We start from the raw sequence: 10,644 nt of genomic DNA, 5'->3' as shown, positions 1-10,644 counted from the left end.
CGGCGGCGGGGTGACTCAGTCGACGACCCGCACGTCCTTCCCAGAACGCCACCCGGTCGCGCACCATCTCCGCTCTCAGCGGGCCGGTTCCGGGTCGGTGACGTCGGCGACGGTCGCGTCGAGCGCGGCGAGGGCGGTGTCGGCGTCGACCGCGACGGCCACCCCGTGCTCGCCCGCGCCGAGGGTGATCTCCCGGCCGCGCAGCCGCTCGTCGGCGACCACCGGCCAGGCGGTGGTGGCGCCGAACGGGGTGATGGTGCCCCGCTCGTAGCCGGTGACCGCCCGGGCCGCCGCCGCGTCCGGCATGGACATGCGGCTCACCCCGAGCAGGTGGCGCAGTTTCGGCCAGGAGACGACCCGGTCGCCGGGGGTGAGCACGAACAGGTGGTCGTCCGCACCGCACCGGACCACGATCGTCTTGACCACGTCGGGGACCTCGACGCCGCGCGCCGCCGCCGCCTCGGCGAGGCTGCGCACCGGGCCGTGCCGGATCACCCGGTAGGGCAGGCCGGCGGCGTCCAGGGCGGCGAGCGCGGGGGAGGGCATGTCGGCCACGGTAACCCGTGGATCTCCGAGCGGTCTCGAAATGGCCACCGTGGACATCCCACGAATTGTCGTACCCAGGCGTAAGGTGATCTCATGCACGCTGTCCGTGATCATGAGCGGGCGGTGGACGCGCTGCGGCGGTCATACGCCGCGGTGCCCGCCGGAGAACCCGTACGGCTGGCCAAGCAGACCTCCAACCTCTTCCGACCCCGATCCGCGCCGCGCACCCCCGGCCTGGACGTGAGTGGGCTGACCGGGGTGCTCAACGTCGACCCGGACGCCCGGACCGCGGACGTGCAGGGCATGTGCACCTACGAGGACCTGGTCGACGCGACCCTGCCGCACCACCTCATGCCGCTGGTCGTGCCGCAGCTGCGCACGATCACCCTGGGTGGCGCGGTGACCGGGCTGGGCATCGAGTCCACCTCGTTCCGCAACGGGCTGCCGCACGAGTCGGTGACCGAGCTGGACATCCTCACCGGGTCCGGCGACCTCGTCACCGCCCGGCCGGTGGGCGAGCACGCCGACCTCTTCCGGGCGTTCCCCAACTCGCTGGGCAGCCTCGGCTACTCGACCCGGCTGCGCATCGAGCTGCAACCGGTCCGCCGCCACGTGGCGCTGCGCAACATCCGGTTCAGCCGGCTGGAGGAGCTGACCGACGCGATCGCCGAGGTGGTCGCCAAGGGCTCCTGGGAGGGCGAGCCGGTCGACGGGATGGACGGGGTGATGTTCAGCCCCGGCGAGGCGTACCTGGTGCTCGCCACGTTCACCGACGAGGCCGACAGCCCGCCGAGCGACTACACCGGCCAGGACATCTACTACCGCTCGCTGCGCCGGCGCACCCGCGACGTGCTCACCACCCACGACTACCTGTGGCGCTGGGACACCGACTGGTTCTGGTGCTCCGCGGCGTTCGGGGTGCAGAACCCGGTGGTCCGCCGGCTCTGGCCCCAGCGTTACCGGCGCAGCGACTTCTACCACCGCCTGGTGCGCCTGGAGCACCGGCACCAGGTGGCGGCCCGGATCGACCGCTGGCGGGGCCGGCCGGCCCGGGAGCGGGTGGTGCAGGACGTGGAGATCCCGCTCGCGGCCACCCCGGACTTCCTGCGCTGGTTCGCCCGGACCGTGCGGATGAACCCGGTGTGGCTCTGCCCGCTGCGGCTGCGGGAGCCGGCCGGCCCGGGATCCGCCCGGGCCTGGCCGCTGTATCCCCTCCAACCGGGCGAAACCTATGTGAACATCGGTTTCTGGGGGAGCGTGCCGATCGCCGAGGGCGCCGCCGACGGCGACGTCAACCGGGAGATCGAGCGCGCGGTGTCGGAGTCGGGCGGCCACAAGTCGCTCTACTCCGACGCGTACTACGACCGGGCGGCGTTCGACCGGCTCTACGGCGGGGAGACCTGGCGCGCCGTGAAGGACCGCTACGACCCGGACCACCGGCTGACCGGACTGTACGAAAAGGCGGTAGCGCGAGCATGAGTCTGACCGACCGAACACCCGGGGCGGCGAGTGCCCCGGCCGGCCCGCCGGCGGGGGGCCGGCGTGGCGGACCGACCGTGGCGGACGTGATCCGCGCGGTCACCACGGGCGACCTGCCCGTGCGCATCACCGGATACGACGGCAGCGCGGTCGGCCCGGCCGACGCCGGGATGACCCTGGCGATCCGCTCCGAACGCGGCCTGTCCTACCTGCTCACCGCACCCGGTGACCTGGGCATGGCCCGGGCCTACGTGAGCGGCGACCTCGGGCTGGAGGGCGTCCACCCGGGCGACCCGTACGAGGCGTTGCGGGTGCTCAAGGACGAGCTGCCGCTGCGGATGCCGCCGGTCGCCGAGGCGCTCGCCCTGGTCAAGGGGCTCGGCTGGGAGCGGCTGCTGCCCCCGCCGCCCCCGCCGCAGGAGGCCGCGCCGCGCTGGAAGCGGGTGGTGAACGGGCTGCGCCACTCCCGGACGCGGGACAGCAACGCGATCTCGCACCACTACGACGTCTCGAATGCCTTCTATGAGAAGGTGCTCGGCCCGTCGATGACGTACACCTGCGCGGTGTTCCACAGCCCCACCGACACCCTGGAGGAGGCGCAGCGGGCCAAGTACGACCTGGTCGCCGGCAAGCTGGCGCTGAAGCCGGGGATGCGGCTGCTCGACGTCGGCTGCGGCTGGGGCGGCATGGTCCGGCACGCGGCGCGCGAATACGGCGTCAAGGCGCTCGGGGTGACCCTGTCGCGGGCGCAGGCCGAGTGGGCGCAGGCCGCGATCGAGCGGGAGGGGCTGGGTGACCTGGCCGAGGTGCGCCACCTCGACTACCGGGACGCCCCGCGCGAGCAGTTCGACGCGATCTCCTCGATCGGGTTGACCGAGCACATCGGTGTCCGCAACTACCCCGCCTACTTCGGGGCGCTGCGCAGCCGCCTCAAGCCGGGCGGCCGGCTGCTCAACCACTGCATCACCCGGGCGGACAACCGGGCTCCGCACCGCTCCGGCGCTTTCATCGACCGGTACGTCTTCCCGGACGGCGAGCTGGCCGGCCCGGGCCGGCTGATCAGCGAGATCCACGACGCCGGGCTCGAGGTGCACCACGAGGAGAACCTGCGCCAGCACTACGCGCTGACCCTGGCCGGCTGGTGCCGCAACCTCGTCGAGCACTGGGATTTCTGCGTGAACGAGGTGGGTGCGGGCACCGCCCGCGTCTGGGGGCTCTACATGGCCGGCTCCCGGATGGCCTTCGAGCGCAACGGCATCCAGCTGCACCAGGTGCTCGCCACGCACAACGAGCCGCAGGGGGCCAACGGCTACCCGCTGCGTCCCGACTGGACGCCCTGACGGTCCCGATCCCACGAAAGGCCGCGCGGAACCGCGCGGCCTTTCGTCGAACGTATTGACAAAGAAGTTTTGTACGTACAAACTGATTTTGCCATGAGAGACGTCCTGTACCTGGAAGAGCGCGAGCAGGCCGAAGCCCTGCTCAAGCCGCAGCGGATCGAGGTGCTGCGGCAACTCGCCGAGCCCCGCACCTGCACCGAGATCGCGGCCCGGCTGGAGCAGACGCCGCAGCGCGTCTACTACCACGTCAAGCAGCTGGTCGCCGCCGGGCTGGCCGAGCAGGTCGCCGAGCGGCGGGTGCGCGGCATCAGCGAGGGCATCTACCAGGCCGTCGCCCGGTCCTACTGGCTCTCGCCCCGGCTCGTCGGCCGGATCGGCGGGGCGCGCCGGGCGCAGGACGAGCTGAGCCTGGGCTACCTGCTCGACCTCATGGAGGAGGTCCAGGCGGACGTTGCCGCGCTGGACCGCACCGCCCCCGAGTTGCCGTCGATCGGTGTCTCCGGCGAGATCCGGGTGCCCGCCGAGCGGCGGCAGGAGTTCCTGCACGACCTGCAGTCGACGCTGCGGGACCTTTTCACGCGCTACGGCGGCGCCGAGGGAGACGCCTTCAAGCTCGCCGTGGCCTGCTACCCGAAGGGCGACAACCATGAGTGACCTGCTGACCGTCCGGGCCCGCCTCGCCGCGCCCGTCGAGACCGTGCGCCGCGCGCTGACCGACCCGGCCGAGCTGCGCGTGTGGCTCGCCGAGCACGCCGAGGTCGACCTGCCCGAGCGCTACGAGTTCTGGGGCCGCCACACGCCCGAGGGCGCTGCGCCGCACCAGCGCCTGCTGCACGCCGACGAGCGGACGCTGCGCTTCGCCTGGACGCTCGACGGCGTGGAGACCACCACCGAGCTCGAGCTGACGCCGGAGGACGGGAGCACCGTGCTGACCCTGCGGCAGAGCCACTTCAGCTTCGAGGAGGCGATGAGCGGCAGCAGCATCCGCGGCGTCCTGCAGACCTTCTGGGCGCTCGCGATCGCCAACCTCAACGCCCACCTGGAGGGGCGCCCGCTGCTGCCGCGCACCGACTTCACCTCCGCCGACCTGCGCGGCGAGCTGCTCATCGACGCGCCGATGGACAAGGTGTGGACCTCGCTGACCGACTCCGAGCAGGCCAGCGCCTGGTTCGGCTTCCCCATCGGCATCGAGCCCTGGGTGGGCGGCCGCTACGCCATGGGCGGCTTCGACGCCGGCTACGCGGCCAAGGTCGTCGACCTGACGCCGGGCCAGGCGCTCTCCGTCGACTGGGGACCGACCGGCATCAGCACCTGGGAGCTGGCCGAGTCCGGTGGCCGGACGAAGCTGACCTTCGTGCAGTCCGGCTTCGACGAGGGCAACCCCCCGTACGCGGCCTGGAGCGGTAGCGTGGCCGGGCTCGCCGAGCTGCGCCGCTTCCACGAGGAGGCCGACTGGCAGCCGATCTGGCTGGCCGAGGAGATGCCCAGCAACGCCTGAGTCACCGGCTGCCCCTGGTCCCGTCGACCGGGACCAGGGGCGCACCGGAACTCCACAGGAAGGGCACAAGCCAGCCCCAGATCCCCGCGCCACGGTGGAGCCAGCACCGAAGCGAGGAGGATCCATGAACAGCACCGACCCGGCTCCGGCTGGCGCACCGGGCGGCGGTGGCCCGATGACCGACGCGATGGCCCGCCCCGCCGCTGCCGTCCCCGTGCGCCCGGCCCCGGCCGAACCGCCGGCGCCCGGTTCCGCCGCCGGCTGGCCGCCCGTCGCGCCGCCGCCGGCCTCGGCCGTTCCGGAGGCGGTTCCGCCGCCCCGGAGCCGGCGGACGGCCCGCCGGGTCGTCGCGGCCGGCGCCGCGCTGGCGCTCATGCTGGGCGGGGGCGCCTCCGGCGCGCTGGTCACCGACCGGCTGCTCGACGACGGGACGGTCGCCACGGCGGTCCGGGTCGTCCCCGCCTCGACCAGCACGGTCGACAGCCTCTCGGGGGTGGTCGCCGGGGTGTCGCCGAGCATCGTCACGATCACCGCCACCGGCGCCGGCGGCACCAGCCTCGGCTCGGGCGTCGTCCTCGACGCCGACGGGCTGATCCTGACCAACGCGCACGTGATCACCTCCGGCGGCAGCCTCGCCGTGGAACTGCCCGACGGGCGGACGGCCCCGGCCACCCTCGTGGGCAGCGACACCGGCGCGGACATCGCGCTGCTGCGGACCGACGGTCTCACCGGGCTCACCCCGGCGACGCTCGGCTCCGACGCCACCCTCCGCGTGGGCGACCCGGTGGTGGCGTTCGGCAGCCCGCTCGGGTTGGAGGGGACGGTGACCTCCGGCATCGTCTCCGCCCTGGACCGCTCGGTGGACGACATGAGCGGCCTCATCCAGACCGACGCGGCGATCAACCACGGCAACTCCGGCGGGGCGCTGGTCGACACCGCCGGCCGGGTGGTCGGCATCAACGTCGCCATCGCCACCACCGGCCAGGACGAGGGCAGCACCGGGCTCGGCTTCGCCATCCCGGTCGACACCGTCCGCGCCGTCGTCGACCGCCTCGCCTCCGGCGCCGGTGACTGACGCCGGTCACCAAAACCCTCAGGGGGACAGTTCGGCGGCCCGGCGGAGCAGCGCCCGCCGTTCGGGGTCGGAGCGGACCGCGTCGGCGGCGGCCCGGAACAGCGCGGCGGCGCCGACCGGGTCGCCGCGGCGGGCGGTCAACTCGGCCTCGGCGGCCACCGCCGGCGGGTAGCCGTCCAGCGCCCCGCCCTCCCGGGCCTCGGCGAGCAGGGTCAGCCCGGCGGCGGGGCCGTACGCGAACCCGTGGGCCACCGCCCGGTTGAGCCGGACCACCGGGGTCGGCTGGTGCGCGAGCAGCGCGTCGTAGCAGCCGGCGATGGCCGGCCAGTCCGTCTCGGCGGCGGTCGGGGCGGTGGCGTGCACGGCGGCGATCCGCGCCTGGAGGGCGTACGGGCCGTCGCCGGCCCGGTCCAGCAACGCGACGCCCTCGGCGACGGCCGCCCGGTCCCACCGGGTGCGGTCCTGCTGGTCGAGGGTGAGCAGGTCGCCGGACGGGTCGCGGCGGGCCGCCCGGCGGGAGTGGTGCAGCAGGAACAGGGCGAGCAGCCCGGCCGCCTCGGGCTGGTCCGGCAGCAGCGTGTGCAGCAGCCGAGCCAGCCGGACCGCCTCGGCGGCGAACGCGGGCTCGCCGTCGGCGTCGTACCCCCGGGTGAAGAGCAGGTAGAGCACCCCCAGCACCCCCGGAAGGCGCTCGACCAGCGCGGGCCCGGCCGGCACCCGGTACGGGACGCCGGCCGCGGCGATCCGGGCCTTGGCCCGGGTGAGCCGGCGGGTCATGGTCGACTCGGTGACCAGGAAGGCGCGGGCGATGTCGGCGGTCGGCACGCCGGCCACCGTGCGCAGGGTGAGCGCCACCCGGGCCTCCAGCGCCAGCGCCGGGTGGCAGCAGGTGAAGATGAGCCGGAGCCGGTCGTCCACCACGTCTCCCTCCGGTCGCGCGGGCTGGGGATCGGTGAGCAGCGCCAGGTCGCGCAGCTTGCGGCGTTCGACGCTGGCGCGGCGCAGCACGTCCACGGCCCGGTTGCGGGCGGTGGTCATGAGCCACCCGCCCGGGTTGTCCGGCACGCCGTCCCGGGGCCAGCGCTCCAGCGCCGCCGCGAGGGCCTCCTGGGCGCAGTCCTCGGCGAGGGTCCAGTCGCCGGTGACGCGGATCAGGGCGGCCACGATCCGCGGGTACGCCTCGGCGCCCGCGTCGGCGACCGCCCCGGCCGCGTCGATCACCCGGATCAGTCCTCCACCAGCGGGCGCAGCTCGATGCGCCCGGCGTACGCCATGGGGTGGGCGCGGGCCACCTCGACGGCTTCGTCGAGGTCGGCGCACTCCAGCAGGTCGAAGCCCACGATCACCTCCTTGGTCTCGGCGAACGGGCCGTCGCTGAGCAGCAGTTCGCCGTCGCGGACACGGACGGTGGTGGCGGCCGACGGGGACGCGAACCGGCTGCCGGTCAGCCGCTGGCCGTTGGCATCCCGCTCGGCCACCCACTTCTCGATGTCGGGCGCCGCGTCCGGGTTCCGGTCGGGCTGGGTGTCGGTGCAGACGAGCATCATGTACTTCATCGCTTCACTCCTGTCGGTCGTGCTCCTGTCCACCCTGACGAACACCGTGCGCGCATCCGGACAGCCGCGGCGGAAAATTTTGGTGGTGATTTCCGGGGCCCGGCGGGGTAATGCCGGGCGATGTTCTTCATCTTCGGGCTCCGGACCAAGGTCGACCGGTCCGGCGTCGTCACGCAGGTCTGCCGCAACTGCGGCAACCGGGCCGCCCAGGTCATCACCCGGCGGGCCACGAAGTTCACCCTCTTCTTCATCCCGCTGATCCCGGTGCGCACCCGCTACACGCAGCAGTGCACGTTCTGCGGCGCACAGTACGACGTCTCCCGCGCCGAGGCCGAGCGCCTCCCGGTCGGCTGACCGTGGCGCGTTTCCTCTGCTGGTTGATCGGCCGCCAGCCGGTCACCCCGCCGGCCGCGCCGGTGCACACCGTCTCCCGGCCGCCGTGCACGCCGGGCCGCCGGCGCCCCCGCCGCAGCCGCCTCACCGCGGGCGCCCAGTCGCCCCGCTCTCCCTGGAACCGGTCCGCCGGCCGCTGAGCGACGGCGAGGCGCGGCGGCTGCCGCGGCGGCGGGCAGCGCCTATCCTGGGCGATCATGACGGACACCGCGCAGCGCCTGGCCGAGATCCGGGGTGGCGTGCCGCCCCGGCGGCACAACGCCCGCACCATCGCCGCGCTGACCGGTAACCCCGGCTGCACCCGCCGCGCCGTGCTGGACGGCGCCGGGGTCGACAAGCCGAAGCTGGCCGAGCGGATCGGCTTCCCGGCCCGGTTCGGCCAGTCCCGCTTCGCCATCACCCGGGGCAACGCGTTCGAGGCCCAGGTGAAGGCCGACGGCGGTGCGGAGCTGCTGCGCCTGGTCGCGGAGCGGCTGGGCGTGCCGGTGCCGGACGGCGCCACCTGGACCGACCTGGGCGGCGACGAGGACCGGCCGGAGCGCTCCCGCGCCGCGCTCACCGCGACCGGCGACGGGCCGGCGCTCTTCGACCATCCGCTGCTCGGCCTGGACGTCGCCGGGCGCCGGGTGAACCTGGAGCCGGACCTGGTGGCGGCCCGGCTCGCCGGCCGCTTCCACGTCGTGGAGATCAAGTCGTTCCCGATCATCGACGGCCAGGCCGACCCGGCCAAGGTGGCGGCCGCGGCCATCCAGTCCGCCGTCTACGTGCTGGCGCTGCGCGAGCTGCTCGCCGCGGAGGGGCGGGACGCCGACCTCGTCTCGCACGAGGTGGTGCTGGTCTGCCCGCGCGACTTCGCCAACCGGCCGGTGGCCAGCCTGCTCGACGTGCGCAAGCAGTTGCTGGTGCTGCGCCGCCAGCTCGACCGGATGGCGCGGATCGACGACCTGCTCGCCGCCGTGCCGGCCGCGTTCACGGCCGACCTGACCGCCGACCCGGCCGCGCTGGCCGGCGCGCTCACCGGCGTCCCGGCCAACTACGCGCCGGACTGCCTGGCCGCCTGCGAGCTGGCCTACTTCTGCCGCCATGAGGCGCGCGGCCACACGGGCGCGCTGGGCCGGCCGGTCCGCGAGGCGCTGGGCGGCGTCGCCGAGGTGGCCGACGTGCTGGCGCTCGCCGAAGGCGTTCGCGCCCCCGAACCGGAGCAGGCGGAGGCCGCCGCCCTGCTGCGCGCCGCCGCGCGCCTGCGTGCCGACGCCCTGGCCGGGCACCCCGCATGAGTACGCCCCGACGCCCCGCCCGGAGCACCCGGTGAGCACCCTGCGCGCCCTCGCTCAGGCGCAGGCGGTCGCCGCCGGGGTGGCCCAGCCGGTGGCCACCGTCCGGCACCTGCACCTGTCCGACCGCCCGCTCGTGCTGGTGCCGCTCGCGCTGGCCGGCGAGGCGAACGCCCCGCTCGCGGCCCTGGTCGGCGCCGCACCGGACGACGCCCGGCTGCTGGTGGTGCCGCAGCCCCGCAACCGGGACCAGCGCTTCGCGTTCGCGGCCGAGCTGGCCGGGATCGTGCTGCCCTACCTCGACGAGTTCCGGGACCGCACCGAGGCGGTGCCGGTCGACCGGGGGCGGGACGTCCGGCACCGCTACGTCGACGCCCCGCAGGTGCTGGTGCCGAACCCGGCCGGGATCACCTTCCTGCGGCTGTTCGGCCGCTCCACCCGGTTCCGCCGGCCCGACGGCGAGTACCCGGTGCACCCGTCGGTGCCGCTGCTCGGCCGCTGGCTGACGTTCTTCGCCGAGCGCGCCGAGCATCCCGGCTCGGCGGCGCTGGTGGCGTTGACCGAGGCGCTGACCCTGCACTGGGCGACCGGTCAGAGCACCGTGGAGGACCTGCACCTGCCGGCGCTGCTGGGCTGGCTCGACCCGCCGCCCGGGCTGACCGGCGCCGAGGCGGCCGCCCGCGCCGAGGACCCGGGGCGCTGCCCGCCGGCCGGCCCGGCCACCGACCCGGACTTCGACAACCACCGGCTCGCGCCCGCCATCGAGGCGTACGCGGGCGCCGGTGACGACCCGGTCGCCCGCGCGGCCGCGTACGCGGAGCTGGAACGGCTGCTGCGCGACCAGTTGACGCCCACCTGGGAGCTGATGTGGCGCGGCGTCGGGTTGCTCCGCGCGCTGCCGGCCGGGGCGCGGGTGGCCGGGCGCTGGGACGGCGACAAGGACGCCTTCACCGCCCACGCCGAACACGTCGACGCCGGTGGCGGCCCGCAGCCGCGCCGGGACGGGGCGGTCGCGGCGGCAATGCGCCTGCACCGGCTGGAGCGGGCCCTCGCCTCCTACGCGGTGCAGCGCGCCTACGACGACCCGCTGGTCATGGCCGAGCACCGGCTGGCCGGGGAGGCGTTCGTCGGTGACGTGACCCTGGCCGACCCGAAGCGGGTCGACGACACCGGCAAACGCCCGGTGCTGCGCCCGCGGATCCAGGTGGTCACCACCGAGCCGGTGCTCGTGCCGGTCGGCGCGACGCTGTACTCGCCGGCCCGGCCGGGCCAGAAGGCGAAGGTGGTCTTCGTGACCCCGGCCGCCGACGGCAAGACCGAGGTGGTGCTGGAGCTCTCCGGCGGGATGGGCCGCGGGTTGACCGCCCCGCCGGGCAGCGTGCCCGAGGTGGGGGAGCGGCTGTGCCTCACCACCCTGTCCGACGGATTCCTGCCGGCCGGCGCCTTCCCGGCCCCGGAGGAGACCCCGTGGACCCACGGCGGC

General features: G+C 74.8%; 11 protein-coding genes. 8 read left to right on the top strand and 3 right to left on the bottom strand.

From position 1 onward, the window contains the following. Positions 1–75: 75 nt before the first annotated feature. The gene (locus F8274_RS27380) at positions 76–546 is read right to left on the bottom strand and encodes an aminoacyl-tRNA deacylase (RefSeq protein ID WP_225854000.1); all 471 of its coding nucleotides are present in this window, start codon (positions 544–546) and stop codon (positions 76–78) included. A 93-nt stretch (positions 547–639) separates the two neighbouring features. On the opposite strand from F8274_RS27380, the gene F8274_RS27375 reads away from it, so the two are divergent. The 5 genes from F8274_RS27375 to F8274_RS27355 all read left to right on the top strand — a co-directional run bounded on the left by F8274_RS27375 (position 640) and on the right by F8274_RS27355 (position 5,938). Beyond that, entirely contained in the window at positions 640–2,025 is a 1,386-nt protein-coding gene (locus tag F8274_RS27375) for an FAD-binding oxidoreductase (protein WP_151465246.1), read from the top strand. After that, positions 2,022–3,365 carry a class I SAM-dependent methyltransferase gene (locus F8274_RS27370; RefSeq protein WP_151465245.1) on the top strand — a complete coding sequence of 448 codons (1,344 nt, stop codon included), beginning with the start codon at positions 2,022–2,024 and terminating at the stop codon, positions 3,363–3,365. The genes F8274_RS27375 and F8274_RS27370 overlap by 4 nt, the downstream gene beginning before the upstream one ends. A gap of 93 nt (positions 3,366–3,458) precedes the next feature. Next, complete coding sequence (locus tag F8274_RS27365; RefSeq protein WP_151465244.1) at positions 3,459–4,019, top strand: helix-turn-helix domain-containing protein; 561 nt, start codon at positions 3,459–3,461, stop codon at positions 4,017–4,019. Next, the gene (locus F8274_RS27360) at positions 4,012–4,863 is read left to right on the top strand and encodes an SRPBCC domain-containing protein (protein WP_151465243.1); all 852 of its coding nucleotides are present in this window, start codon (positions 4,012–4,014) and stop codon (positions 4,861–4,863) included. The genes F8274_RS27365 and F8274_RS27360 overlap by 8 nt, the downstream gene beginning before the upstream one ends. 124 nt (positions 4,864–4,987) lie before the next feature. Then, the gene (locus tag F8274_RS27355) at positions 4,988–5,938 is read left to right on the top strand and encodes a S1C family serine protease (protein WP_225853999.1); all 951 of its coding nucleotides are present in this window, start codon (positions 4,988–4,990) and stop codon (positions 5,936–5,938) included. Between the two features lie 18 nt (positions 5,939–5,956). Here F8274_RS27355 and F8274_RS27350 read toward each other — a convergent pair whose 3' ends face one another. Together F8274_RS27350 and F8274_RS27345 are read right to left on the bottom strand one after the other, a co-directional pair. After that, positions 5,957–7,159, bottom strand: a complete 1,203-nt coding sequence (locus F8274_RS27350) for an RNA polymerase sigma factor (protein WP_225853998.1) — start codon at positions 7,157–7,159, stop codon at positions 5,957–5,959. Positions 7,160–7,164: 5 nt separating this feature from the next. Continuing rightward, positions 7,165–7,494: a YciI family protein gene (locus tag F8274_RS27345; RefSeq protein WP_151465242.1), complete on the bottom strand. Its 330-nt coding sequence runs from the start codon at positions 7,492–7,494 to the stop codon at positions 7,165–7,167. Between the two features lie 120 nt (positions 7,495–7,614). Here F8274_RS27345 and F8274_RS27340 point away from each other — a divergent pair, with 120 nt between their 5' ends. The 3 genes from F8274_RS27340 to F8274_RS27330 all read left to right on the top strand — a co-directional run. After that, positions 7,615–7,848 (top strand): zinc-ribbon domain-containing protein, encoded by a 234-nt coding sequence (locus F8274_RS27340; RefSeq protein ID WP_151465241.1) that lies wholly within the window; start codon positions 7,615–7,617, stop codon positions 7,846–7,848. A 236-nt stretch (positions 7,849–8,084) separates the two neighbouring features. Then, positions 8,085–9,164, top strand: coding sequence for a hypothetical protein (locus F8274_RS27335; RefSeq protein WP_151465240.1), 1,080 nt, complete (start codon positions 8,085–8,087; stop codon positions 9,162–9,164). 31 nt (positions 9,165–9,195) lie between these two features. Beyond that, positions 9,196–10,644 (top strand): hypothetical protein (locus tag F8274_RS27330; protein WP_151465239.1); only part of this gene is annotated, 1,449 nt, incomplete at its 3' end.

Origin of the sequence: Micromonospora sp. AMSO31t, assembly GCF_008868175.1 — a bacterium.
Lineage (GTDB): Bacteria > Actinomycetota > Actinomycetes > Mycobacteriales > Micromonosporaceae > Micromonospora.
Note: the sequence above shows the minus strand (reverse complement) of the source record. Positions and strands in the feature narration are given on the sequence as shown.